This window comes from Actinoplanes sp. NPDC051411 (assembly GCF_040682075.1).
Lineage (GTDB): Bacteria > Actinomycetota > Actinomycetes > Mycobacteriales > Micromonosporaceae > Actinoplanes.
On the sequence record NZ_JBFBAD010000146.1, the window covers coordinates 1 to 24,345 of the forward strand.

Consider the following 24,345-nt stretch of genomic DNA (forward strand, 5'->3'; position numbering starts at 1 on the left):
CGACGGCTCCGGCCACGGGCTCAACGGCCAGATCGGCAACGAGGTCGGCGTCGGCTCCCGCTACCAGGGGGCACTCGGCTTGCGGGTGGGGGGCCGCCCTCCGCACACCCCCCCCGCCCCCCCCCCCCACGAAAGGGTGGCCTCTCCTCCGAGAACCAGGAGGGGCCACCCTTTCGTCGTGCCGAGCCGCCGGCCACCTTCGAAAACGGTGGGATGATCGGCGCAAAGGGCCGCACGAAAGTCGGGCAACCGGTGCCGTAGACGGCATATCCCCGCGTCGTTTTACCGCTTTAAGGTTGTCGAATGCCGACCGGTGGAAACAGCGCCCTTCAGATCATCGCGTACGTCCTGGCTTCCGTGCTGTTCGCCTATGGCGGCGGACGCGTCCATCAGTGGTACAAGCACAGCATGGACCGGGACCGATCATTCCGGGAGGGATACAGCCACGGCTATCACGCCCTTTTCGCCGTCGCCGCCCGCAACACGCGACTCAAGTCGGACCGGCCCGGTCCGATCGGCCAGGACGACCCGGACCGGCACGCCCCCGAGGCATTCCGGGGCTCAAGCGGATGAAGAAAACCGAAGCGGATTACAAACCGCCGAGCCCGGCCGCTCGTGGCAGGCCGGGCCCGGCGGTAGCCGGAGAGCGTCAGCTCAGGCGTTCGACGATCATCGCCATGCCCTGGCCGCCGCCGACGCACATCGTCTCGAGGCCGATGGTCTTGTCGTGCCAGTCGAGGGAGTTGAGCAGGGTGCCGGTGATGCGGGCGCCGGTCATGCCGAACGGGTGGCCGACCGCGATCGCGCCGCCGTTGACGTTGAGCTTGTCGAGCGGGATCCCCAGGTCCTTGTACGACGGGATGACCTGGGCCGCGAAGGCCTCGTTGATCTCGACCAGGTCGATGTCGTCGATGGTCATCCCGGCCCGGGCCAGGGCCTGCTGGGAGGCGCCGACCGGCCCCAGGCCCATGATCTCCGGGCTGAGGGCGGTGACGCCGGTCGAGATGATCCGGGCGAGTGGCGTGATGCCCAGCTCGCGGGCCTTGGTGTCGCTCATGACGACGACCGCGGCGGCGCCGTCGTTGAGCGGGCAGCAGTTGCCGGCGGTGACGCGGCCGTCGGGGCGGAAGACCGGCTTCAGCCCGGCCACGCCCTCGACGGTGACGCCGGGGCGGGGGCCGTCGTCCCTCGAGACGACCGTGCCGTCGGGCAGCGTGACCGGGATGATCTCGCGCTCCCAGAAGCCGTCGGCGATCGCCTTCTCGGCCAGGTTCTGCGAGCGGACGCCGAACTCGTCCATCTCCTCGCGCGAGACGCCCTTGATCTGGGCGAGGTTCTCGGCGGTCTGTCCCATCGCGATGTAGATGTCGGGCGCTGCCCCGTCCAGGCGCGGGTCGTGCCAGGTCTGACCGCCGGCGGCCGAGGCCGCGGTGCGCTCCATCGCGGAAGCGAAGTACGGGTTCTGCCACCCGCCGCCGACCAGGGCCTGCGCCTCGGAGGGAAGCCCGTCGGAACTGCCCCGCGCGAACCGGGAAACCGTCTCGACTCCGGCCGAGACGAAGATGTCGCCCTCGCCCGCCTTGATCGCGTGGAACGCCATCCGGGTCGTCTGCAGCGACGACGAGCAGTAGCGCGTGATCGTGGCGCCGGGCAGGCCGTCGAGCCCGAGCTTGGTGGCGACCACGCGGGCCATGTTGAAGCCTTGTTCGCCGCCGGGCAGGCCGCAGCCCAGGTAGAGGTCCTCGATCAGCGTGCGGTCGAGCTGCGGCACCTTGCTGAGCGCCGCGTCGACGATGGTGGCGGTGAGGTCGTCGGGACGCAGGTCCCTCAGCGATCCCTTGACGGCGCGGCCGATCGGGGAGCGGGCGGTGGCGACGATGACAGCTTCCGGCATGGCACCACGTTAACTCGCCGGTAACTTAGCGGGAAGACGGGATTTGTCACAGGCGTGACATGGCCGCCTTGGCGACCGCCGGGTAGAGAGCGTGGGCCCAGACCCGGTAGCCGTCGGCCGACGGGTGGAAGCCGTCGTAGCAGAGCGTGCCCGCGTCGGCCCGGAACACCGCGCCGGTCTCGAGCGCCAGGTCGACCACCACGCCGCCCGCCTCCTCCACGGCCTTGGCCTGCGCTTTTGCCATGCGGCGGCCGAGCATGCCGGCCACCTGGCGCAGCGGCGGCGCGATCGAGCGGAGAGCACCCAGGTCGGGACAGGTGCCGACGACGACCTGCACGCCCGCGTCACGCAACCGTCGCACCGCCTGCCCGAGCTGACCGGCCGCCTCCTCGGGCGCGCGCAGGCTGGTCGCGTCGTGCGCGCCGATCAGCACCACGGCCACGTCGGGATGGTCGCCGAGCAGGGCCCGCGCGACCTGGGTGGCGAGGTCGGCCGACCGGGAGCCGGCCACGCCGACGCTGGAGAGCAGGACGTGGCGCTCGTTCGCGTCCGAGCCGCCCTCGGAGAGCAGGCGGGCCAGCTGACCGCCGACGGTCTCGGAGAGCCACTCGACACCGACCCCGATCGCCGCCGAGTCACCGAGCAGCACCAGCCGGAGCGCGGGGGCCGACACCGGGCCCATCGACGTGCGCAGGGCCAGGCCCATGGTCGGCTTGGCGTAACGCCGGGCCTTGGCGGCGAGCATCTCGCCCGCGAGCAGGGCGAACCCGCCCACACCCGCGGCGAGTAGACCGGCCGTCGCCGCCTTGCCGATGCGTGCGTTGAGCCCAGCCATGTCGCCCCCTGCCCGGAAAACTCAGTGATCCTCTGGGGTCCAGCCTACGGCGCTGGAGGCCGAGCGGCCGCTCGGAACGGGTGCGGTCTCGGTGCCGCCGGGGCTCCGGTGGTGGCCGAACCACTGCCGCGGCTCCCCGAACCAGGGGTGGCGCCGCAGCACGGCCCACCGCCCGGCCGGCCCGCGCGCGGCGCTGACCTCGGTGCCGGCCGCGCGTACGGCCTCCTGAGCCGCCTCGGGCAGGCTGCGCACGCCGACCTCGGCCGCCGGGCGATCGTCCACCACGCCCCGACCGTCTTCGCTCAGCGCGGCCAGCAGGGTCGGCAGCACCACGGCGGCGGCCCGGGCATAACCCTCGGCCGACGGGTGGAAGTGGTCGGACGAGAACATGCGCACCGGGTCGGCGGCGAACATCGGGCCGAGCAGGTTGCCCAGCGACACCGTGCGGCCCCCGGCCTCGACCACCGCCACGGTCTGCTCGGCGGCCAGGTCGCGGCTCCACTTGCGGGCCAGCCAGCGCAGCGGCGGCTTGATCGGCTGGATCGCGCCGATGTCGGGGCAGGTGCCGACGACGACCTTGCAGCCGGCGGCCCGCAGGCGGCGCACGGCGTCGCCCAGATGGCGTACGGCCGCGGCGCGCGCCGAGATGTGGGTGACGTCGTTGCCGCCGATCAGGATGATCGCGACGTCGGGCTCGTATTCGAGGGCGGCGTCCACTTGGTAGGGCAGGCCGGACGACATCGAGCCGACGACGGCCACCCGGTGCAGCCGCACCGGGCGGTGCAGCCGCCGGGAAACCCCGGTGGCCAGGAGCGCCCCCGGCGTCTCGCGCGGACGGTGTACGCCGTACCCCGCGGCCGAGGAGTCGCCGAGGATGACCATCTTGATCGCCGGGCCGCCGAACTTCGGACCGTAGACCCCGTCACCGCGGGGCGGGGGCGCCTCGGCCATCGGGATCACCTTGCGCGCGTCCGCGGCCTGGCGCAGAAGCAGCCCGACCGACAGCGCGGCCACCCCCGCGACCGTGCCGGTGACCCCGCCCGCGATCTGCCCGGCCAGCTTGATCCGGCGTCGATCCTCGGTGCTGAGCTGGATGACGCTCACGTACCCCTCCCCGTTGCCCCTGGCTTCGAGGCTAACGCGTGGCGTCGACGGGCAATCATGGCGCGCCTAAGTAATGCTTGAGGGACGACAGAGGAGTTGGGGAATGGCTAAGACGCTGAAACGAACGGCGGCCTTCACGGCGCTGACCAAGGCGTTGGTCTCCGGTGCCCGGGGTGGTCCCTCGATCGGCAAACGGGTGGCCGCGCTGCCCCGCATGCTCAAGGCCACCGCCAAGGGGCAGTACGACGGCGGCATGCGGGTGGCCCTGATGGCGGCCGCCACGGCGTACGTGATCTCGCCGATCGACCTCATCCCGGAGGCGATCTTCCTGATCTTCGGACTCGCCGACGACGCCGTGATGATCGCCTGGCTGGCGGGCACCGTGCTGAGCGAGACCGAGCGCTTCCTGGAGTGGGAGAAGCAGCGGGCACGCACCGTCGTAGTCTGAGGTGTGAGCTATTACGACAACGTCGTCGAAATGATCGGCAACACGCCCCTGGTCAGGCTCAACAGCGTGACCGAGGGGATCGCCGCGACCGTGCTCGCCAAGGTCGAATACCTCAACCCGGGCGGATCGGTGAAGGACCGCATCGCGCTGCGGATGATCGAGGACGCCGAGCAGGCGGGCCTCCTGAGACCGGGCGGCACGATCGTGGAGCCGACCAGCGGAAACACGGGCGTCGGCCTGGCCCTGGTGGCCCAGCGGCGCGGCTACAAATGCGTGTTCGTCTGCCCGGACAAGGTCAGCGAGGACAAGCAGAACGTCCTGCGGGCGTACGGGGCCGAGGTCGTGGTCTGCCCGACTGCGGTCGCACCGGAAGACCCGCGCTCCTACTACAACGTCTCCGACCGGCTGGCCCGCGAGATCCCGGGCGCCTGGAAGCCGGATCAGTACAGCAATCCGGCCAACCCGCGGTCCCACTACGAGGAGACCGGCCCCGAGCTGTGGAAGCAGACCGACGGGCAGATCACCCATTTCGTGGCCGGGGTCGGCACCGGCGGCACGATCAGCGGCGTCGGGCGCTACCTGAAGGAGCAGGGCGACGTGCGCGTGATCGGCGCCGACCCGGAGGGCTCGGTCTACTCCGGCGGCACCGGCCGGCCCTACCTGGTCGAGGGCGTCGGCGAGGACTTCTGGCCCACGACGTACGACCGCGGCATCTGCGACGACGTCATCGAGGTCTCCGACTCGGACTCGTTCGAGATGACCCGCCGGCTGGCCCGCGAGGAGGGCCTGCTGGTCGGTGGCTCGTGCGGGATGGCCGTGGTGGCCGCGCTCGAGGTGGCCCGCAAGGCCGGCCCGGACGACGTGGTCGTGGTGCTCCTGCCGGACGGCGGCCGCGGTTATCTGTCCAAGATCTTCAACGACGACTGGATGGCCCGGTACGGCTTCCTGCACGCGACCGGCAGCGAGCCCAAGGTGGCCGACGCGCTCGAGGGCAAGGCCGGCCGCATCCCGCCGCTGGTCCACGTGCACCCGACCGAGACGGTCCGCGACGCGATCGACTACATGCGGGAGTACGGCGTCTCCCAGCTGCCGGTGCTCAAGGCCGAGCCGCCGGTGGTGACCGGCGAGGTGGCCGGCTCGATCGCGGAGAAGGACCTGCTCGACGCCCTGTTCACCGGGCAGGCCCACCTGCACGACACGATCGAGCGGCACATGGGCGACCCGCTGCCGATGATCGGCGGCGGCCAGCCGGTCGGGGAGGCGGTCGCGCTGCTGGAGAAGGCGGACGCCGCGCTGGTGCTCATCGACGGCAAGCCGGCCGGCGTGCTGACTCGGCAGGACCTGCTGGTTCACCTGACGTAACCGGGCGGGGCAGCGGGGAGATCGTCGTTCGGCGATACTCCTTCGCCGTGGATGACAAAGACCCGTTCGCCGGTCTCGAGGACTGGGGCAAGAAGGCCGAGAAGCGTGTCCGGCGGGAGCGCCGACAGCGCCTCGGCTTCTGGGCCCTGGCGATCGCGGTGGCCGCGCTGGTCGTCGTGGCGGTCGTTCCCGGACTGAAGTCGGCTGTCCTCGGCAACCGGGAATCGGCCGGCGGCGCCGTCCCGTACCCGACGCAGAGCGTGCCGTCCGGCGTCAGCGTGAAAACGACGCAGAGTGCCGCCCCGACCGATGCCTTCGCCGGGTCGCCGGCGGCTCTCTATCCGAAGGGCGCCGCCGGCATCTCGATGCCGGCGGCGGCCAGGACCGGCGTTTTCTCCGCCGCCCAGGTGGGTGCGGACCTCAAGAAGGTACGCGCGGCCATGATCGCGGGACGGCTCGATCCTCAGATGCTGACCGGGCACAAGCCGGACAAGTACCTGGCCCTGCTCGCCCCGAACGCCCGCCCGGAGATCAAGACCTGGTTCGCGGGCAAGGACCGGTCCACGGTGGCGACCTGGATCGACCCGTCGGTGCACCTCGACCCGTCCGAGCAGCCCCGCGTCAGCGGCCGCACCACGTACCGGACGGTCAAGATCGGCGACATCGCCTATCTGCGGATCACCACCAACTACATCTGGGTCTACGCGTTCGAGGGCCCGCAGCACCCGCTCGCCGCCGAGCACGACCAGATCGACTGGGACTTCCCCGACACCCACAACCTCCGGGCCGGCGATCGGGGCATGTGGATCCGCAACGTCGACGCCTACAGCGCCCTGGTGGACTGCTCGGCCGCCGGCCGGGGGCTGCTGGCGCCGACCCGGACGGACAGCGCGCCGGCCGTCGCGCCGTCCAACACCGAGGACCCCGACAACTACCTGCGCGCCGACCACTCCCTCGACATCGGTGACGACTGCGGGAACTCGCCCAAGTAGTGCGACGCGGCGGCGGCAAACGGCGGTTGTCTGATCGGCATGGCTGGCAACGTGTTCCGGGCGCGAGCGATGCCGGCGCGGACCGCCGGCATCCGGCCCGATCAGGTCCGCGACGTGCTCGACGTGCGCGACGACGCGGTCGCCGCACTGACCGTACTGGCCCTGATCGCGCGCATGCTGCGCGAGCTGCTCACCGACCGGCCGGACCGTGGCTACCCGCTGAGCGCCGCCGCGATCACGGTCGGGGCGGTGAAGGTGGCCCTGCCGATGCGCTGCGGGCGCCTCGGCCGGGCCTGCCCGCTCCCGGCCGATCCGGCCGTCGTCGCCACCTACGAGACGGCGGTCGCGAGGGTGCTGACCGCGCTCGACGACATCGACCCGCCCCCGGCCCCGGTGCGGGCCCGCCGGCGCCCGCCCAGCGTCGGCAAGCGCGCCGGCTCGCTCGGCGGCCTGCGGAAGGCGGTCCGGGCCACCGATCTCGCCCGGACCGCCGCCCAGGACCTCTCCGACGAGCTGTACGCCATCGCCGTCGACGTGTGCGGCTTCGACCTCTCCGAACTGGTCGTCGACGAACTCGAACTGATCGAGGGCTTCGTCTGGGACAGCACCACCCGGTGGCCGCGGCCGCTGGTCGACCCGGTGTTCGCCCGGTCGGTCTTCAACGGGGACGGCACGATGATGGTGCGCGCCCCGGCGATGCTCATCTGGCCAGGTGACTGACGGCCGTCCAGCCCGGGTCGGGCGTCACCTTCATGCGGATGCGGCCGTCCGGCCAGTCGAGGAGCAGCGGTTCGAGCACCGCGGCGGCGGCCGGGCGCTCGGCGTACAGGTGGGTGGTGCGCACGCCGTCCGACGTCTCGTGGGCGACCACGACCGCACCGTCGACCCGGGCGTCGATCCGGTCCTCCAACGCGTAGAGCGCCGGGAAGGCGTCCTCGGCCGGGAAGCCGTTCTCGTCCCGCGACCGGTAGGGCACGTCGATCCGGATGTGCAGGTCGTAGGCCGGCCACCGGGCCGCCTTGAGCGGCGTCTGCACCAGGGCGACCAGCGGCCGGCCCTTCCGGGTGCCGGCCAACGTGGACCACAGCGCCTCGCCGTCGGCCGGGATCACGCCGGCGACCACGCCGGCCAGCGCGGCCGCGGTCAGATCGGGGCCCGGCTCGGTCGCCGTGCTGATCGCGCCGATCCAGATCTCGACCCGGTCCTCGCCGAGCGCCCAGTCGAGGGACAGGAAGGCGACCTGCAGGCGGGCCTCCTCGGGCAGCCCCGGGAAGACGGGGTGCCAGACCGTGACGTGCACGGCGTTCGCCTCGGTGTCGACCACCCCGGCGAACCGCAGCTCACCCAGGTCGAGCCGGTGACCGGCGAGGTCGAGGACGGCCCCGTCGAGCGCGCCGGGATCGCCCTGGCGGGTCGACGCGTACCCGAAGGTGCCGTCGGCGTCCGGCGCGGCCCGGCGCCACCGCTCGGCCAGCGACCGCAGGCCGGCGTCGCCGGCCGAGGTGACCACGAGCCGGTGCGCGGTGTCGGTGCCGGCCGTGAACTCCCACTGCAGGCCGGGGTGGATCGCCGACACCCGGTCACCGATCTCGGCCACCAGCGCGTCATCGGGCGTTCCGGCGATCAGCTTCTCGGCCCGCGGGCGCGCGGTCGCCCACCACGCCCAGAACCCCTGGATAGCAGCCGTGGGGTCGTCCTTGCCCCGCCGTCGGAAGATCACGCGCGCGAGGCTACCGCCTGCCCCGACCGCTGAGAAGTTCGGCCGCCGGATGCTAGCCGAGGGTCAGTCGGGAACCCGCGACGGCGTCCGGATCGTATTCCGCCGTCTTGCCGGATCCGTAAGGTGTCGACCAGGCGAATACGCAGTAGATGCCCGATGAGTCCTTGGGCATGAGAAGCATCGTTTCGAAGTATCCGTCGCCGGTCGCCCGGGGAGAGGACTCCGCGGAATACGTCAGCCGCCGCGTTCCGCCCTGCGCGTCGACGTGCACGTACAGAGGCTGTGTTTTGGCGAACCCGTAACCATGGACCTCGACGAACGTGTGGCCCAAGGCTCGGCTTGTCTCCAGCGACAGCGTCGGGCCGCCTGGTTTGTCAGCGCGTCCGGGCTCGCAGGACGCTGGGCGCGGCGCCGGTGTCAATTTCACGAGAAGCACCTCGAGCCCGAGCGAAACGCCGATGATGGCAGCCACCGCCACCTTCGCCAGACTCCGCTTGAGCGAACGCCATCTCAGCCGTCGAATTCGACCGGATCGCCTCTCCGCCCGTTGCTGAACGGCTACGACGGCCTGAATGGTCGTCCCGATCAGACCGAGAATTCCGACGATCAAGCTGATCAAGTTATAGGTGGGCCCCTCGAGCGCGCCGGCCAGGTCAGCCGCCAGGTTTAACGCCGAGACCTGCTCCACCTGCCCACCTTCCGCCGGCATCGACGTTCACACACGGTTTAGCCGACCGCGCAACGTGCGGTCAATGTTCCGGCGGCACAGATCGAGCTGCCACTCGCAGCCGGCGCGGAGCTGGTTGATCGGCGTCCGCTGATGGTTGGGACGGCAAGCGGCGCGCCAGGGTTTCACACCCGTGGCTGAAAAAGATCGACATACCCCGACATCCTGCGCAAACTGAAGCCATGCCAGCGTTCTACAGCGACGAGGAGCGAGCCGCCTGGGCCCTCGCCGAGTCATTGATCGAGCAGGCCCGGGAGATGATGAAGAACGCCGAGTCCGCGCTCGAGACGTGGAAGGTCGGCAAGGAGATGAACCGCCTGCGCTGCGCCCGCCGTGGCATCAGCACGTCGGATGCCGAGATCCGGTGGTCCGGCTCGGCCAACGCCAAGAACGCGATCACCGACAACACCTTTCACACCGGCCTCGCGACCATGTATTTCGGGGCCGCGGCGGCGAATTATCAGCGCGCGCTCTACCTGCGCAACCGGGCGCGCTAGCCCTCGTCCGGCGGTGGTTGCTGGATCGCCGAGTTCGGCGCGGGCTGCGGCGCTTCGGTCGGCGCGGCCTGGGCCGGGGCGGCCAGCGCCAGGCCGAGCATGGCTCCCGCGCTGATCAGGCCCAGCCCGGCCAGCGAGACCGGGCGACGCTCTGACTTCTCCATCGGGTTCCCCCTGACGATTTCGACCGGCCCACGATTCGACCGGCCCACCACGGTGCCAGCCCGACCTGAGATCCGGCTGTGCGGAGGCTGCTAATCGGTTGGCCTGTCTAGAAGCCCCGGATACGGGCAACATGAACAGGGTGCAGATCGCGACCGAAACCGAGCGCAAGTACGACGTACCCGAGGGCTTCGAGCTGCCGCCTTTGACCGGTTCCGGCGGCATTCGGAGTGCCGGCGACGCCGAAACGCAGGATCTCGACGCCACCTACTTCGACACCGACGAGCTGAGCTTGATGCAAAATCGCCGGACGCTGCGGCGGCGCACCGGCGGGCACGACGCGGGCTGGCACCTGAAAACGCCGGGCGACGTCGGAAGTCGCCGCGAGCACCGGGTTCCGCTCGGCGAGGGGAACGGCGAGGTCCCGGTCGAGCTGCGCAAGCAGGTCCGGGCGATCATCCGGCGCCGCCCGCTGCACCCGGTGGCCGAGCTGCGCACCCACCGCGTCGAGACCCCGCTGAAGGACGAGTCGGGCCGCACGCTCGCGCTGGTCGCGCAGGACCGGGTGACCGCGCTGGTCGACGGCGCCGAGCAGGGCTGGCAGGAGGTCGAGGTCGAGTTGGTCGACGGCGACGCCAAGGTCCTCGACGCGGTCGAGCGCAAGCTGTTCGCCGCCGGCGCCCGGGCCGCCGCCGGGCCCTCCAAGGTCGCGCGCGCCCTCGGCGACCGCGCTCCGCTCCTCGACCCCAAGAGCAAGATCAAGGTCAACCCCGTTCTCCGGTACGCGAAGGAGCAGCGCGACGACCTCACCCGGTTCGATCCGGGCGTTCGGCGCGGGGACGGCGAAGCGGTACACAAGATGCGTGTCGCCACCCGGCGCCTGCGCAGCTGCCTGAAGACGTTCAAGCGGACGTTCGGCGACGCCGGCGAGCTCCGTGACGAGCTGAAGTGGCTGGCCGCGCTGCTCGGTGAGGTGCGCGACGGCCAGGTCCTCGAGGGCAAGCTCCTGGAGGGAGTCGAGTTCCCCGAGGTCGCCGCCCGGGTGCGCGAGCACCTCGACTCCCAGATCGAGCGCGGCCAGTCGGCCCTCGACGAGGCGCTCGAGAGCGAGCGCTACCTGGCCCTGCTCGACCGCGTCGACCGGCTCGTCGACGAGACCGAGCGGGTCGAGGACAACCCGCTCAAGCGGGTCCGCAGAGATCTCCACAAGGCCGACGAACTGCTCGACCAGGCGCTGGCCGCGGGCGAGGACCACGAGTTGCACGAGGCCCGCAAGTCGTACAAGCGGGCGCGCTACGCGGTCGAGGTCTTCGAGCCGACGGTCGGCAAGCCGGCCAAAGACCTGATCAAGGCGCTCACCGAGCTGCAGGACGTGCTCGGCGCCCACCAGGATTCGGTGGTCGCCCGCGAACTGCTCGAACAGTGGGGTTCCGACAGCTTCCACTTCGGGATTCTGTGGGCCCGGCAAGAGCAGGTGGGCCGGGAGACGTACGCCCAGTTGCCGGTGGTCGTCGAGACCTCGCGGAAGAAGAAGCTTCGGAAATGGCTCGGCTGATGTTCACTTCCGGGAAAGCTGCCAGGTAGGTGTGTGTGGGTATGAATTCACACATGCAGGCCGAGGCTGATCACGCTAACGACAACGGTCACCAGGACGATCAGGTGACCCCGCCCTACGACGGCCCGCTCACCGAGCTGGGCGGCTACCGGGTCGCGGACGACGATGACGACGACCCGGTGCTGCTCAACGCCGACGGCACCCCGGTCGACACCTGGCGCGAGGACTACCCGTACGACGAGCGGCTGTCCCGCCACGAGTACGACCACCACAAGCGGCTGCTCCAGATCGAGCTGCTCAAGCTGCAGAACTGGTGCAAGGACACCGGCGAGCGGATGGTGATCCTGTTCGAGGGGCGCGACGCGGCCGGCAAGGGCGGCACCATCAAGCGCTTCATGGAGCACCTCAACCCGCGCGGCGCCAACGTCGTCGCGCTGGAGAAGCCCAGCGAGCGCGAGAGCAGCCAGTGGTACTTCCAGCGCTACATCGACCACCTGCCGGCGGCCGGTGAGATCATGCTGTTCGACCGCTCCTGGTACAACCGGGCCGGCGTCGAGCGGGTCATGGGCTACTGCACCCGGGCCGAATACCTCGAGTTCATGCGGCAGACCCCGGAGCTCGAGCGGATGTTCGTACGCTCCGGCATCCACCTGATCAAGTTCTGGTTCTCGGTGACCCAGGGCGAGCAGCGCACCCGCTTCGCGATCCGGCAGGTCGACCCCGTACGCCAGTGGAAGCTCTCGCCCAACGACCTCGCCTCGCTCGACAAGTGGGGCGAATACACCGAGGCCAAGGAGGCGATGTTCTTCTACACCGACACCGCCGACGCGCCCTGGACCGTGGTGAAGAGCAACGACAAGAAGCGGGCCCGGCTCGAGGCGATGCGGCACGTGCTCACCCGCTTCGACTACGCCAACAAGGACGAGGAGATCGTCGGCCGCCCCGACCCACTTCTCATCGGCCCGGCGTCACTTGCGGTGGAAGGCACCGAAATGTCGCCCCGGGTATTCCCGCGTCTCTAGTGACATCAAAAACGTTGGCGCCTCTCCGGTTTGGCCGCTAAGTTGGCCGTACACGTGAAGGGAGGTGGTCCGAAGTTGTATAGCAACGGGACTCGTGAGGTGGCTGTCCGCTAGCCGCTGTCCTCGACAGCTTCGTGAATGAACGTCGAGACCGTGTGGCAGCGGTCAGGCGAATACGCGACAGCCATCCGACCCCCGGGGATCCGGCCTTGTCCGACCGGACCACGCCCTTGTATGGGCGCGGAAGATCCCCGGGGGTCGCTCTTATCCGGAGTCCTTCTTGACGCGCGAGTTGGTCGTTCTCGGTACGGCGAGCCAGGTTCCGACCCGGCACCGCAACCACAACGGCTACCTGCTGCGCTGGGACGACGAGGTGATCCTCTTCGACCCGGGCGAGGGCACCCAGCGCCAGATGCTCATGGCCGGCCTGGCCGTCACCCCGATCCGGCGCATCTGCATCACCCACTTCCACGGCGACCACAGCCTCGGCCTGCCCGGCATCCTCCAGCGCCTCTCGCTCGACAAGGTGCCGCACCCGGTGGTCGTCCACTACCCGGCGGCCGGGCAGGAGTTCTACGACCGCCTCCGGCACGCGACGAGCTACTGGGACAACGCCGAGATCGTCGCCTCGCCGATCACCGCCGACTTCGCCGACGGGCCGCTCACGGCGCTGCCGCTGTGGCACTCGGTGCCCGCGTACGGGTATCGCCTGGAGGAACCACCCGCCCGCCGCATGCTGCCCGCGGCCCTGGCCGTCCGCGGCATCTCCGGGCCCGCCGTGGGTGAGCTGCAGAGGGCCGGCCGCCTCGGCGACGTGACCCTCGACGAGGTGTCGGTCGAGCGGCCCGGGCAGAGCTTCGCGTTCATCATGGACACCGGCCTGTGCGACAACGTCTACCAGTTGGCCGCCGGCGTCGACCTGCTCGTGATCGAGTCGACCTTCCTGGCCGCGGACGCCGAGATGGCCCGCATGGTCGGGCATCTGACGGCCGGCCAGGCGGCGTCGGTGGCCCGCGAGTCGGGCGTACGCCGGCTGGTGCTGACCCACTTCTCCCAGCGCTACCAGGACCCCGACCTGTTCATGGCCGAGGCCCGGGCCGAGTTCGACGGCGACATCGTGATCGCCGAAGACCTCATGCGGGTGCCGGTCCCGCCCCGCCGGCCGTCAAGGACGCCATCGACATGACCGGCGTGATCACAACGCATGTCGCCCGGCCTGGACACCGTCGGCCCGCTGGCCCGCGACGTCGCCGCCGTCGTGACCGGCATGCGCCTGCTCGAACCGGGCTTCAGAGTCGCCGCCCGGCCCGCCTGGTCGGCCGGCTGCGGATCGACGGCGTCGACCCCGCGGTCGAGGAGGCCGTCGATGCCGCCCTCGACGCCGCGGGCGTCCACGTTCGCGAGGTGCGGCTGCCGGGCTGGGGCGCGACCTTCGGCCCGTTCGACACGATCCTTCCGGGCGAGATGTGGCGGGCGCACCGTACGCTCCTCGACGCCGGGGGAGTCGGCGCGTCCGTCAACGGATGCCTGCGCGCGGGCCGCAAGATCGGCGACGCCCGGCTGGCCGAGGCGATGTCCGCCCGGCCGGCCTGCGGCTCGCCGGGCCGGCGGGCGGCGAGGAACTGGTCTGCGCGACCGGGCTCGCGATCGAGCGCGCCCTGCGGTAATCCGATTGATCGCGTCGGGCCGATCCGGAAGGCTCGGTCCAGTGAGCAGCCCGCGCCGTGAGATTCGCATCGTGCATCTGAGTGGCCCGGCGTTCAGCGCCCTGGCCAAGGGTGATCTGGCGGCCGCCACGGCGGTCAGCCCGGTGCCGCCCTCGCCCTACCTGGCCGGCCCGGAATGCCACGGCGTGTGGCAGAGGCGCAGTGAGCAATACGACCACGACCCGTCCAGCGCGGCCTGGGTCACCGGCATCGTGTGGGACGAACAGCAGTCGCTGGCGGTCGGCGCGGCCGGCTTCCACGGGCCGCCGGACAGCGACGGCATGGTGGAGATCGGCTACCGCATCGATCCCCGTCACCGTCGCCGGGGCTTCGCGCGGGCGGCCCTCGAGGCCCTGCTGGCCCGGGCGGCCCGGGAACCCGACGTCCGCCGGGTGCGGGTCAGCATCCGGCCCGACAACCTGCCCTCGTCCGGCCTGGCGCTGCAGTACGGCTTCCGCCAGGTCGGCGAGCAGTGGGACGACGAGGACGGACTGGAACTCGTCTACGAGGTCCCGGCCGGCGACGCGCTGGCGGGTGGTTTCGTCGGCGACGCCGTGCGGGTCGGCGACACCGTACGAAAGGCGCCGCCCCGCGATCCGGACTTCGTGCACCGGCTGTTGCGGCACTTCGAGGAGCGTCAGTGGGCCGGTGCGCCCCGGTTCCTCGGCACCGACGACCGCGGCCGCGACATGCTCGGCTTCATCGACGGCACGGTGCCGGCGCGGCCGGGCCAGGAGATCCGGTCGGAGCGGAGCCTGGTCGCGGTGGCCCGGCTGGTGCGTGAGTTCCACGACCTGACCGCCGGCACCGACCTCGCCGGCGGCCACGAGGTGGTGTGCCACAACGACCTGTCGCCGAAGAACACGGTCTACCGGGAGTCGCTTCCCGTGGCGTTCGTCGACTGGGACATCGCCGCGCCGGGTGAGCGCATCCACGACGTAGCCCATGTGTGCTGGCAGTACGTCGGTTTGGGCCCCGCGGTGCCGGATGCCGCCGAGGCGGCGAGGCTCGTGCGGGTGATCGCCGACGCCTACGGGCTGGCGGACCGCACCGCACTGGTCGACACGATCATGTGGTGGCAGGACCGGTGCTGGCGTGGCATCGACGCCGCCGCCGAGGCGGGCGAACCCGCGATGGTCCGGCTCCGCGAGCGGGGAACGGTCGAGGACGTACGCGCGGCGTACGACTGGACCAGCGACCACCGCGACGTGCTCCGACAGTAGGTTTGAGCGATGCGCCTGCGTACGGGAAAAGATTTTGATCTTAAATCGGTCGGTGGGGTGCACTGGCGGTCGCGCGCCGCGGCCTACGCCCACATCCTGGCGCCGGAGACGCTGGCCGGCGGATCGGCCGAGGCGCTGGGCGAGTGGTGGTCGGAGCGCTGGAAGTGGGAGCAGGACACGCACCGGCTGACCGTCGCCGACCGGGACGGAGAGATCGTCGGATTCACCTACGTCGGACCGAGTGAGACCGAGGGGGCCGTCGAGCTGTACGCCATCCACGTCGTGCCCGAACTGGTCGGCACCGGGGTCGGACGTGAGCTGATGTGCAACGCGTTGCGGCAGCTCGAGGAGATCGGCGGCGACCGGGCCGTGCTCTGGGTGCTCGAGGAGAACGAGCGGGCCCGCCGGTTCTACGCCGGGGGCGGCTGGGTGCCCGACGGGGAGACCCGCGTCGAGGCGGTCAACGGCGAGCCGGTGTCGCAACTGCGTTATTCGCGGCCGCTCTGAATACTCCGGTGGGCGGGAACGCGCGACCAGGTGTTGCGGGGGAACCTGTGGTCACGCGCTCCCGCCAACCGCCCCGCCCGGAACCGGGGTTGCGCCTGGCCGGAGGCGCGGGAAACAGCGGAGGCATGCCGTTTCCCTGGTCCGGTCGCTGGGCGGGTTGTGGGCGCGGGATACCGGTGCGCTGGCGGGGCGCGCCGGCATCGACCGCTCGACGACGTCGGCCGCCGGGCTGAAAGCCTTGGCCTGCCGGGGGACGGTCAAGCTGTCGGGCGACGTCGATGTCTTCAGTTGTCAGTCGAAATAGCCGCGGTTGGTGTCCGAGCGGCGGCGGCCCGGAGGAGCCTCGGCGCGGCGGCCGCTGTTGTCCTCGAACCCGGCCCGAAGCCCCGGCATGGCCCGGATGCTGTTCAGGTCGTGCCGCAGGGTCCAGGCCTCCCGCCACGGGCGGCGGGAAACGGCGTCGGCCCGCTCGGCCAGCCGCCGGGGCGCGCACGGCCAGCGCCATCCACACCAGACACAGCTACCGTCGTCTCCCGGCTCGGCATGGCGATCCAGCATCTGCTGCGCGTCCTGCCAGAGCAGCCGGTCCACGATGTCGGTCGGTACGGACTCGTCGGCGATGACCATTCCTTACCCTCCCGGAGTCGGCGGAACTCACGTCACATACAACCCCCGCCCGCCATGAGCCGGTCGGACGTAGTGTGCGACTCCGGCGACTATCTGTAATCGCTGGTGTTCGCCGTGGGCGGACGTCGTCCGGGCATCGACGATCTCGGCGCCCGTGTTGACTGCGTCATGGATACCGAACACACGGGTGTCGAAGCCGGGGCGCTTGACGCGTACAGCCAGGTCGTGAGCGGCGTCGCCGCGCACCTGCTGCCCTCGGTCGCCGCCCTGTCCGTGCGCACCCCGCGGGGTGCCGGCGCGGGGTCGGCGGTCACCTTCACCGACGACGGATTCCTCCTCACCAACGCCCATGTCGTCGCCGGCGCCCGCAGCGGCACCGCTGCCTTCGCCGACGGCACCGAGACAAAGTTCGACGTGGTCGGCGCAGACCCGCTGTCCGACCTCGCCGTGGTCCGGGTGCACAACCCGGGCGCGCCGGCCGTTCTCTTCGGCGACGCCGACGGCCTGCGGATCGGCCAGCTGGTGGTCGCGGTCGGCAACCCGATGGGGCTGGCCGGCTCGGTCACCGCGGGCGTCGTCTCCGGCCTCGGCCGGTCACTGCCGGCCCGCGACGGCCGGCGGGTCCGCATCATCGACAGCGTCATCCAGACCGACGCGGCGCTCAACCCGGGCAACTCGGGCGGAGCACTGGCCGACTCCACCGGCGCGGTGGTCGGCATCAACACCGCGGTGGCCGGGTACGGGCTCGGCCTGGCCGTGCCCGTCAACAGCACCACCCGCACGATCATCGGCGAGCTGGTCGGCACCGGAAAGGTCCGGCGGGCCTGGCTCGGCGTCGCCGGCGTGCCCACACCGCTGCCGCCGCAGCTGGCCGGGCGGCTCGGCCAGAAGCTGGGGCTGCGGGTCGTCGAGGTCGTCCCGGACAGCCCGGCCGGCCGCGCCGGCATCTACCTCGGCGACATCCTGATCACCGCGGGCGGCCAGCCGACCTCGACCGTGCAGGCCCTCCAGCGCCTCATGCTGGGCCCGGCGATCGGCCAGCACCTGCCGATCACCCTGCTCCGCAAGAACGCGCTGGTCGACGTCGTCACGATTCCCGCCGAACTCGACTAGGAAGGGCTAGCCTCACCTCCGATCGGGGGGACAGCCGTATTTTTCGGCGCCCGGCCCGGCGGGCAGGCTGACGGCATGACAGCCGTCGATTCGCTCGAGGCTACTTCCGCCCGCTTCTCCTGGCCTCGCACCGCCGCCCTGCACCTGGGGCCGGCGGCGCTCGCCTTCACGGTCGCGCTCGTCGTCGCGCCGCTGCTGCGGGTCCCGCAGACCTTCGCGCTGACCATCGCCTTCGCCGTCGTGCTGACCCCGCTGGAGCTCGGAATCCTGGCCCGGGCCGCGCGTTCGCTGCGCGAAGTGCCGTCGGTCCTCGCCTTCCGAGGCCCGCTGGGCCGGTGGCGGCTGGTGGTGCCGCCGCTGTTCGCCGTCGCGCTGGCGATGGCCGCGGCGTGGAGCCCGGCCGGCGACCGGCTCGGGCGCCTCTTCGCGGGCATCCTCCCGGGCTGGGCCCTGCCGTCCTACGACGCGACCCACGGCTTCGCCCACACGACGCTCATCGTGACGATGCTGGTGACCCTGGTCGTGGACGGAATCACCAACCCGCTGGTGGAGGAGCTGTACTTCCGTGGCTACCTGCTGCCCCGGCTGCCGGTCTCGGGGCGGTCCGCGATCGTCGTGTCCGCGGGGCTGTTCACGGTGCAGCATTACTGGCAGCCGTTCAACTGGCCGCTGATCCTCACCCTGGAACTGATCCTGACGACGCTGGTCGTCCGCTACGGCAAGCTCCGCCTCGGCATCGTCATGCACTGCCTGGCCAACTCGGTCGGCATCCTGCTCACCCTCATCCCCCTGCTCACCTGACCGCTCCGGTCGACAGGGCGTCTGCTGTCCGACCGGTAACGCTGGTATGCCGTTCGCGTGCCAACAGTCCTCGGCGAAAGAGGTAGTCGCACGTGAAGTTTCCGCGGATGCGCATACCGGTGTTCGTATCGTCGCCCAGCCCGGAGAAACAGGGCTGGACTTATGGACCCGCACGCGACGACGCCACGAAACAGCACCCGTGCCTGGTGCCGTACGCCCAGCTGCTGGAGCGCGAGCGGGACATCGACCGCGCGATGATCTCCCAGTCGATCCGGGCGATGATCGCTCTCGGCGTCACGATCTCCCGGGACTGATCGGCCGGCGGTCTTGCGTTCAGCGCGATCTGTACGCGTCCGCTCGATATTCGATGGCCGTTACGGTCACGACGCGGTCGTCTTCGTCGATCTCGTAGAGGACGCGATACATGCCACGTCTGGCGGACCAGGTGCCTTCGAACGGCGGCAGAAGAAGTCGTTTGCCTACGCGATGTGGGTTGTCGAGGAGGGCTGTGGTGATGAACTTGTAGACGGCCGCGGCGATCTTCTCCGGTAGTCGTCCGGCCAAGGTGCGTGCGGCTGGCCCGGCGACCTGAAGTCGGTAGCGGCTGGGGCTCGCCTCTGTCACCGTGCCTGCTTCGACCGCTTCGCCATCAGCGCTGCGAGTTCGTCGGCGTCGAGGACGTCACCTGCTCCGACGGCCGCCTTGGATTCGGCAAGCTGCCTCATGGCTTCGGCGCTGGACAGGACCTCCAGAGTCTCTTCCAGCGCGGCGAGATCGTCGGCGGAGATGAGCACCGCGGCGGCGTGGCCGTGTCTGGTGATCTCTATCCGCTCATGCGTCGAGGCCACCGCGTCGATGAGTTCCGAAAGGCGGTTACGGGCATCGGTGAACGGTACGGCAGTCATGCTCGAATTATAGGCAGCTACTGGCGCGAATTCTGTACAGACTTTTCGGGTGCTTGCCAGCCACGGCCACCGGGGGTAAGCCCGGTGGCCTGCGTTGCTAGGCGGTCTTAGCTATACCTATGGGGCACGTCATGCCGTTGGGGCCGTGGTTGCAGTAGCCGTACGGGTTCTTGCTGTCCGAAAGGTACTGCTGGTGGTAGTCCTCGGCGTAGTAGTACCGCGTCAAGGGCTTGATCTCGGTGGTGATCTGCCCGTGGCGGGCCGCGGTCACCACCGGCTGGAAGGCCTCCAGGGAAGCCTGCGCGACGGCGGCCTGGGAGTCGGTCGTCGTGTAGATGGCCGAGCGGTACTGGGTGCCCACGTCGTTGCCCTGGCGCATGCCCTGGGTCGGGTCGTGGTTCTCCCAGAAGGCCTTCAGCAGGTCCTCGTAGGCGATCTTCGACGGGTCGTAGACGACCTGGACGACCTCGGCGTGGCCGGTGGAGCCGGAGCAGGTCTCCTCGTACGTCGGGTTGGTGGTGAAGCCGCCGGCGTAGCCGACTGACGTCGAGTAGACGCCGGGCAGCGGCCAGAAGATCTTCTCCGCGCCCCAGAAGCAGCCCATGCCGAAGACGGCGACCTCGAGGCCGGTGGGCCACGGGCCCTGCAGCGGGGTTCCGAGAACCGTGTGCCGGTCGGCGACCGGCATCGTCAGGGGGCGGCCCGGCAGGGCCTTGTCGGGGGTGGGCAACTCGAGCTTCTTGTACCGCAGGAACACGGTCACTCCCTTCGTCTGCCCTGTGCAACGCCGGGGGTCAGGCGATCCTTACCCGAGTTCTTTGGCGATGAGCGCGGCGATCGACGTGGCTTCCTCGTCCGATTCGTAGCGCCTTCGGGGCCAGAAGAAGCCGCGTAGACCGTCGCCCTTGGTTCGCGGCACGACGTGTGTGTGCAGGTGCGGCACCGACTGGGACACGATGTTGTTGATTGCCACGAATGTCCCTTGCGCCCCGAGAGCGACCGGTACGGCAGCGGCGACGCGCTGCACGAGACCGAAATATCCGGGCAGATCAGGAGCCGGCAGGTCGAGCAGGGTCACCACGTGGGTGCGGGGCACGACCAGCACGTGTCCCTTGAAGACCGGCCGGGTGTCGAGAAACCCGACGCCGGAGGGAGAGTCGACGACCTTGAACGCCGGGACGGAACCCGCCACGATGCCACAGAACACGCAGTCGGCCACCTGGTGAGACTAGCCTTGCGCAGCATGACCGCTGACGACTACGGGTTCGACACCCTTGCCATCCATGCCGGCCAGGAGCCGGACCCGCGTACCGGCGCGGTGGTGCCGCCGATCTATCAGACCAGCACCTACGCCCAGGACGCGGTCGGTGCACCGCGCCTCGGCTATGAATACAGCCGCTCCGGCAACCCGACCCGCGACGCCCTCCAGGAGTGCCTCGCGGCCATCGAGGGCGGTCGCCGCGGGCTCGCTTTCGCGAGCGGCCTCTCGGCCGAGGACACCCTCTTGCGCGCCGTCTGCCGGCCCGGCGACCACGTGGTCATTCCCGGTGACGCGTACGGCGGTACGTATCGACTCTTCGCGAAGGTGGCCGAGAACTGGGGGCTGGACTGGACGGCGGTTCCGCTCGACGACCTCGACGCCGTGCACGCCGCCTTCCGTCCGGGCGTGACGCGGATGATCTGGGCCGAGACGCCGACCAACCCGCTGCTCAACGTCGCCGACATCGCGAGCCTGGCCGGCCTGGCCCACGAGTACGACGCGATGCTGGTCGTCGACAACACCTTTGCCTCGCCGTACCTCCAGCAGCCGTTGGCCCTCGGGGCCGACGTCGTCGTCCATTCGACGACCAAATATCTCGGTGGGCACTCGGACGTGGTCGGTGGCGCCCTGATCACGGCGACCGACGACCTCGGCGAGCAGCTGGCGTTCTACCAGAACGCGATGGGCGGCATCAACGGGCCGTTCGACGCGTGGCTCACGCTGCGGGGCATCAAGACCCTCGGCGTACGGATGGAGCGGCATTGTGACAATGCCGAGCGGATCGTCGGTTTTCTGCGGGAGCACTCGGCCGTGGCGAGCGTCCTCTATCCCGGTCTCGAGGATCACCCGGGGCACGAGACCGCGGCGAAGCAGATGCGGCGGTTCGGCGGCATGGTGTCGTTCCGGGCCGCCGGGGGCATGGAGAAGGCGATCGAGATCTGCAACCGGACGAAGCTCTTCGTGCTCGGAGAGTCGCTCGGCGGGGTCGAATCGCTGGTCGAGCACCCGGGTCAGATGACACATCTGTCGGCTGCGGGCTCAGCGCTTGAGGTACCGGCCGATCTCGTGCGACTGTCTGTCGGCATCGAGACGGTTGACGATCTGCTCGCCGACCTGGAGCAGGCGCTCGGCTGATATTTGATCATTCCGGGACATAAATGGAGATCGCGGCATGGAGTACGGGACGTCGTGGGTAGGTGCCACCGCGAAGCAGATTTCCCGGGCGGTGCGGCGCGGCGACGCGCCCGCCACCCAGGTCGTCGCCGAGCACCTGGAGCAGATCTCCATTTCCGACCCGTCGCTCAACGCGTTCCGGGTGGTCCGCGGCGGTGAGGCGCTGAGCGAGGCGGAGAAGGTCGACGAGCAGGACGACCTCGCCGGCCTGCCGCTCGCCGGGGTACCGGTGGCGGTCAAGGAGAACACCGCGGTGGCCGGGCTGCCGACCTGGTCGGGTTCGGCCGCGGCCCGGTCGGCCGCGGTGGCCGAGGCCGACCACGAGGTGGTGCGCCGGCTGCGCGGTGCCGGTGCGGTCGTCGTCGGCGTGACCCGGATGCCCGAGATGGGCCTGTGGGCGACCACCGACGACGAGAGCGGCGCCACCCGTAACCCGTGGGATCTCGACCGCACGCCGGGCGGCTCCTCCGGCGGTTCCGCCGCGGCGGTCGCGGCCGGCCTGGTCCCGATCGCGCAGGGCAACGACGGTCTCGGCTCGATCCGCATCCCGGCCGCCTGCTGCGGGCTGGTCGGCCTCAAGCCGGGCCGCGGCGTCGTCCCGTGCCAGCTGGGCGTCAACGACTGGTTCGGCCTGGCCGAAAACGGTGTGCTGACCACGACGGTGGCCGACGCGGTGCTCGGCTTCAGCGTGCTGGCGGGGCGGCCGCCGGCCAAGCTGGTCGAGCCGTCGAGGCTGCGGATCGGCGTCTCGACCCGTTCGCCGATCGTCGGCATCAAACCCGACGAGGCCAACCTGTCGGCCGTCACCACCGCCTCCAAGCTGCTGGTGCAGGCCGGGCACGACACCGTGGCGGCCGACCCGCGCTACCCCACCACGCTCGGGATCGGCGTGCTGGCGACCTGGTTCGCCGCGGCCGCCCTCGAGGCCGAGTCGCTCGACGTGGCCGGTCTCCAGCCGCGCACCCGGCGTCACATCCAGCTCGGCCGGGTGGCCCGGCGCAGCGGGCTGGTGCGGCAGGCGCAGCGGGACGGCTGGCGCGAGCGGTCGGTCAACTTTTTCGCCGACAAGTCGGTCGACCTGCTGCTCACCCCGGCGCTGGCCGCGGCGCCCCCGCCGGCGACGCGGTATTCGGACACCAGCTGGCGCGACAACATGTCGGTCAACATGCGGTACGCGCCGTACGCCGCCCCGTGGAACGTGGCCGGCCTGCCCGCGATCGTCTTCCCGGTCGGGGTGCGCCCCGACGGCCTGCCGCTGGCCGTGCAACTGGTCGGGCCGCCCGACTCGGAACTGCTGCTGCTCGCGGTGGCCGGCCAGTTCGAGGTACTCAACCCCTGGCAGCGTCACGCCTTCGTCTGAGTTCGCCGCTCCACCCACCCCAACACCGGCGGCGATCGCCTCGGGCCGGGTGGCACGATCTCTTTCATGACTGGTGCGTCATTGCCGCTGGATCTGCTCACCCTCAAGGACATCGAGGCGGCCCGGGAACTGCTGACCGGGATCGTCAACACCACGCCCCTGATCGAGTCCAAGCCGATCTCCGACGCGATCGGCCGGACGGTGCTGCTGAAGTGCGAAAATCAGCAGCGCGCGGGGTCGTACAAGGTGCGCGGGGCGTACACCCGGATCTCCCGGCTGGCGCCCGAGGAGCGCCGGCGCGGGGTCGTCGCGGCCAGCGCCGGCAATCACGCCCAGGGCGTCGCGCTCGCGGCCGGCCTGCTCGGCATCGAGTCGACGGTCTTCATGCCGGAGGGCGCGCCGCTGCCCAAGGTCACGGCGACGAAGGGGTACGGCGCCTCGATCGAGTACGCGGGCACCAGCGTCGACGACGCATTGGAGGCGGCGTACGCGTTCGCGCACGAGACCGGGGCGGTGCTGATCCACCCGTTCGACCACCCGGACGTGATCGCCGGGCAGGGCACGGTCGGGCTGGAGATCCTCGACCAGTGCCCGGAGGTGGCCACGATCATCACGGCGGTCGGCGGGGGCGGGCTGATCTCCGGGGTGGCGGTGGCGGCCAAGGCGCTGCGGCCCGACATCCGGATCATCGGGGTGCAGGCGAGCGGGGCCGCGGCGTACCCGCCCTCGCTCGCCGCCGGCGAGCCGCGGAAGCTGCCCTCCGGTGCCACGATCGCCGACGGGATCGCCGTGATGCGGCCCGGTGACCTGCCGTTCGCGCACGTCAGCACGATGGTCGACGAAGTGGTCACGGTCTCCGACGACGAACTGTGCACGGCGCTGCTGATGCTGCTCGAGCGGCACAAGATGGTGGTCGAGCCGGCCGGCGGGGCGGCGGTCGCGGCGCTGCTCACCGGCGCTCACGTGCCCGAGCCGGCGGGGCCGGTGGTGGCGATCCTGTCCGGCGGCAACATCGACCCGATGCTGCTGCTGCGGGTGATCGAGCACGGGCTCGCCTCGGCCGGGCGGTATCTGCGGCTCGCCGTACGCACCGGGGACCGGCCGGGTGAGCTGGCCCGGCTGCTCGCCCTGATCGCCGAGCAGCGGGCCAACGTCGTCGACGTGGCGCACTCCCGGCAGAGCCCGCGGCTGAACTTCGGCGAGGTCGAGGTGGCGCTGTCGGTCGAGACCCGGGGCGCCGACCACTCGGCCGCGCTGATCAGCGTGTTGCGGGCGTCCGGCTACCGGGTCTCGCTGCTGGCCGACGCGACTCCGTGAAAACGCGGGGGCGGCGCACCCTGCTTCAGGTGCG

Annotated in this window: 29 protein-coding genes; 18 read left to right on the forward strand and 11 right to left on the reverse strand. The window is 70.7% G+C overall.

What is annotated here, in order from left to right:
• Positions 1-303 precede the first annotated feature (303 nt).
• Complete coding sequence (locus tag AB0M88_RS45275) at positions 304-573, forward strand: hypothetical protein (protein WP_364113042.1); 270 nt, start codon at positions 304-306, stop codon at positions 571-573.
• A gap of 76 nt (positions 574-649) precedes the next feature.
• Here AB0M88_RS45275 and AB0M88_RS45280 read toward each other — a convergent pair whose 3' ends face one another.
• Genes AB0M88_RS45280 through AB0M88_RS45290 form a run of 3 tightly spaced genes read right to left on the reverse strand, consistent with a single transcriptional unit; the run spans position 650 to position 3,788 of the window.
• Positions 650-1,894: an acetyl-CoA C-acetyltransferase gene (locus tag AB0M88_RS45280; RefSeq protein ID WP_364113044.1), complete on the reverse strand. Its 1,245-nt coding sequence runs from the start codon at positions 1,892-1,894 to the stop codon at positions 650-652.
• 46 nt (positions 1,895-1,940) lie between these two features.
• The gene (locus tag AB0M88_RS45285) at positions 1,941-2,729 is read right to left on the reverse strand and encodes an SGNH/GDSL hydrolase family protein (RefSeq protein ID WP_364113046.1); all 789 of its coding nucleotides are present in this window, start codon (positions 2,727-2,729) and stop codon (positions 1,941-1,943) included.
• Between the two features lie 21 nt (positions 2,730-2,750).
• Positions 2,751-3,788: an SGNH/GDSL hydrolase family protein gene (locus AB0M88_RS45290; RefSeq protein WP_364113098.1), complete on the reverse strand. Its 1,038-nt coding sequence runs from the start codon at positions 3,786-3,788 to the stop codon at positions 2,751-2,753.
• Between the two features lie 148 nt (positions 3,789-3,936).
• On the opposite strand from AB0M88_RS45290, the gene AB0M88_RS45295 reads away from it, so the two are divergent.
• Genes AB0M88_RS45295 through AB0M88_RS45310 form a run of 4 tightly spaced genes read left to right on the forward strand, consistent with a single transcriptional unit; the run spans position 3,937 to position 7,355 of the window.
• Entirely contained in the window at positions 3,937-4,281 is a 345-nt protein-coding gene (locus AB0M88_RS45295) for a YkvA family protein (protein ID WP_364113048.1), read from the forward strand.
• 3 nt (positions 4,282-4,284) lie between these two features.
• Entirely contained in the window at positions 4,285-5,643 is a 1,359-nt protein-coding gene (locus tag AB0M88_RS45300; RefSeq protein WP_364113050.1) for a cystathionine beta-synthase, read from the forward strand.
• A 47-nt stretch (positions 5,644-5,690) separates the two neighbouring features.
• Positions 5,691-6,635, forward strand: coding sequence for a hypothetical protein (locus AB0M88_RS45305; protein ID WP_364113052.1), 945 nt, complete (start codon positions 5,691-5,693; stop codon positions 6,633-6,635).
• Between the two features lie 39 nt (positions 6,636-6,674).
• On the forward strand, positions 6,675-7,355 hold the full coding sequence (locus AB0M88_RS45310) for a hypothetical protein (protein WP_364113054.1): 681 nt from the start codon (positions 6,675-6,677) through the stop codon (positions 7,353-7,355).
• Here the strand turns inward: AB0M88_RS45310 and AB0M88_RS45315 are convergent.
• Together AB0M88_RS45315 and AB0M88_RS45320 are read right to left on the reverse strand one after the other, a co-directional pair.
• Positions 7,336-8,355 (reverse strand): DUF695 domain-containing protein, encoded by a 1,020-nt coding sequence (locus AB0M88_RS45315; RefSeq protein WP_364113056.1) that lies wholly within the window; start codon positions 8,353-8,355, stop codon positions 7,336-7,338. The genes AB0M88_RS45310 and AB0M88_RS45315 overlap by 20 nt on opposite strands.
• A gap of 52 nt (positions 8,356-8,407) precedes the next feature.
• Complete coding sequence (locus AB0M88_RS45320) at positions 8,408-9,043, reverse strand: hypothetical protein (protein ID WP_364113058.1); 636 nt, start codon at positions 9,041-9,043, stop codon at positions 8,408-8,410.
• Between the two features lie 221 nt (positions 9,044-9,264).
• Between AB0M88_RS45320 and AB0M88_RS45325 the strand changes: the two genes are divergently transcribed.
• Entirely contained in the window at positions 9,265-9,579 is a 315-nt protein-coding gene (locus tag AB0M88_RS45325) for a hypothetical protein (protein WP_364113060.1), read from the forward strand.
• On the opposite strand, the gene AB0M88_RS45330 is transcribed toward AB0M88_RS45325, so the two are convergent.
• Entirely contained in the window at positions 9,576-9,743 is a 168-nt protein-coding gene (locus tag AB0M88_RS45330) for a hypothetical protein (RefSeq protein ID WP_364113062.1), read from the reverse strand. The genes AB0M88_RS45325 and AB0M88_RS45330 overlap by 4 nt on opposite strands.
• Before the next feature lie 131 nt (positions 9,744-9,874).
• Here AB0M88_RS45330 and AB0M88_RS45335 point away from each other — a divergent pair, with 131 nt between their 5' ends.
• The 6 genes from AB0M88_RS45335 (at position 9,875) to AB0M88_RS45360 (ending at position 15,754) form a co-directional block, all read left to right on the forward strand.
• Positions 9,875-11,296, forward strand: a complete 1,422-nt coding sequence (locus AB0M88_RS45335) for a CYTH and CHAD domain-containing protein (protein WP_364113064.1) — start codon at positions 9,875-9,877, stop codon at positions 11,294-11,296.
• A gap of 53 nt (positions 11,297-11,349) precedes the next feature.
• Positions 11,350-12,318 carry a polyphosphate kinase 2 gene (gene ppk2 / locus AB0M88_RS45340; RefSeq protein WP_364113066.1) on the forward strand — a complete coding sequence of 323 codons (969 nt, stop codon included), beginning with the start codon at positions 11,350-11,352 and terminating at the stop codon, positions 12,316-12,318.
• Positions 12,319-12,598: 280 nt separating this feature from the next.
• Positions 12,599-13,504, forward strand: coding sequence for a ribonuclease Z (locus AB0M88_RS45345; protein ID WP_364113068.1), 906 nt, complete (start codon positions 12,599-12,601; stop codon positions 13,502-13,504).
• Positions 13,501-14,046 carry a hypothetical protein gene (locus AB0M88_RS45350; RefSeq protein ID WP_364113070.1) on the forward strand — a complete coding sequence of 182 codons (546 nt, stop codon included), beginning with the start codon at positions 13,501-13,503 and terminating at the stop codon, positions 14,044-14,046. The genes AB0M88_RS45345 and AB0M88_RS45350 overlap by 4 nt, the downstream gene beginning before the upstream one ends.
• 10 nt (positions 14,047-14,056) lie before the next feature.
• On the forward strand, positions 14,057-15,247 hold the full coding sequence (locus tag AB0M88_RS45355; protein WP_364113072.1) for a GNAT family N-acetyltransferase: 1,191 nt from the start codon (positions 14,057-14,059) through the stop codon (positions 15,245-15,247).
• Positions 15,248-15,256: 9 nt separating this feature from the next.
• The gene (locus AB0M88_RS45360) at positions 15,257-15,754 is read left to right on the forward strand and encodes a GNAT family N-acetyltransferase (protein ID WP_364113074.1); all 498 of its coding nucleotides are present in this window, start codon (positions 15,257-15,259) and stop codon (positions 15,752-15,754) included.
• 291 nt (positions 15,755-16,045) lie between these two features.
• Here AB0M88_RS45360 and AB0M88_RS45365 read toward each other — a convergent pair whose 3' ends face one another.
• On the reverse strand, positions 16,046-16,381 hold the full coding sequence (locus AB0M88_RS45365; RefSeq protein WP_364113076.1) for a hypothetical protein: 336 nt from the start codon (positions 16,379-16,381) through the stop codon (positions 16,046-16,048).
• Positions 16,382-16,549: 168 nt separating this feature from the next.
• Here AB0M88_RS45365 and AB0M88_RS45370 point away from each other — a divergent pair, with 168 nt between their 5' ends.
• The 3 genes from AB0M88_RS45370 to AB0M88_RS45380 all read left to right on the forward strand — a co-directional run bounded on the left by AB0M88_RS45370 (position 16,550) and on the right by AB0M88_RS45380 (position 18,609).
• On the forward strand, positions 16,550-17,494 hold the full coding sequence (locus AB0M88_RS45370; RefSeq protein ID WP_364113078.1) for a trypsin-like peptidase domain-containing protein: 945 nt from the start codon (positions 16,550-16,552) through the stop codon (positions 17,492-17,494).
• Between the two features lie 75 nt (positions 17,495-17,569).
• Entirely contained in the window at positions 17,570-18,295 is a 726-nt protein-coding gene (locus AB0M88_RS45375) for a CPBP family intramembrane glutamic endopeptidase (protein WP_364113080.1), read from the forward strand.
• A gap of 107 nt (positions 18,296-18,402) precedes the next feature.
• Positions 18,403-18,609, forward strand: a complete 207-nt coding sequence (locus AB0M88_RS45380; RefSeq protein WP_364113082.1) for a RyR domain-containing protein — start codon at positions 18,403-18,405, stop codon at positions 18,607-18,609.
• Positions 18,610-18,628: 19 nt separating this feature from the next.
• On the opposite strand, the gene AB0M88_RS45385 is transcribed toward AB0M88_RS45380, so the two are convergent.
• The 4 genes from AB0M88_RS45385 to AB0M88_RS45400 form a co-directional block, all read right to left on the reverse strand.
• Positions 18,629-18,919 carry a type II toxin-antitoxin system RelE/ParE family toxin gene (locus tag AB0M88_RS45385; RefSeq protein ID WP_364113084.1) on the reverse strand — a complete coding sequence of 97 codons (291 nt, stop codon included), beginning with the start codon at positions 18,917-18,919 and terminating at the stop codon, positions 18,629-18,631.
• Complete coding sequence (locus tag AB0M88_RS45390; protein ID WP_364113086.1) at positions 18,916-19,200, reverse strand: type II toxin-antitoxin system Phd/YefM family antitoxin; 285 nt, start codon at positions 19,198-19,200, stop codon at positions 18,916-18,918. The genes AB0M88_RS45385 and AB0M88_RS45390 overlap by 4 nt, the downstream gene beginning before the upstream one ends.
• Before the next feature lie 97 nt (positions 19,201-19,297).
• Complete coding sequence (msrA, locus tag AB0M88_RS45395; protein ID WP_364113088.1) at positions 19,298-19,957, reverse strand: peptide-methionine (S)-S-oxide reductase MsrA; 660 nt, start codon at positions 19,955-19,957, stop codon at positions 19,298-19,300.
• Positions 19,958-20,005: 48 nt separating this feature from the next.
• Positions 20,006-20,419: an HIT family protein gene (locus tag AB0M88_RS45400; RefSeq protein ID WP_364113090.1), complete on the reverse strand. Its 414-nt coding sequence runs from the start codon at positions 20,417-20,419 to the stop codon at positions 20,006-20,008.
• Between the two features lie 24 nt (positions 20,420-20,443).
• Here AB0M88_RS45400 and AB0M88_RS45405 point away from each other — a divergent pair, with 24 nt between their 5' ends.
• From AB0M88_RS45405 to ilvA, 3 genes are all read left to right on the forward strand, one after another.
• A complete protein-coding gene (locus tag AB0M88_RS45405) occupies positions 20,444-21,595 on the forward strand; it encodes a cystathionine gamma-synthase (protein WP_364113092.1) in 1,152 nt (383 codons plus the stop codon).
• Positions 21,596-21,632: 37 nt separating this feature from the next.
• On the forward strand, positions 21,633-22,994 hold the full coding sequence (locus AB0M88_RS45410) for an amidase family protein (RefSeq protein ID WP_364113094.1): 1,362 nt from the start codon (positions 21,633-21,635) through the stop codon (positions 22,992-22,994).
• A gap of 66 nt (positions 22,995-23,060) precedes the next feature.
• Positions 23,061-24,311, forward strand: a complete 1,251-nt coding sequence (ilvA, locus tag AB0M88_RS45415) for a threonine ammonia-lyase (RefSeq protein WP_364113096.1) — start codon at positions 23,061-23,063, stop codon at positions 24,309-24,311.
• The last annotated feature ends 34 nt before the right edge of the window (positions 24,312-24,345 follow it).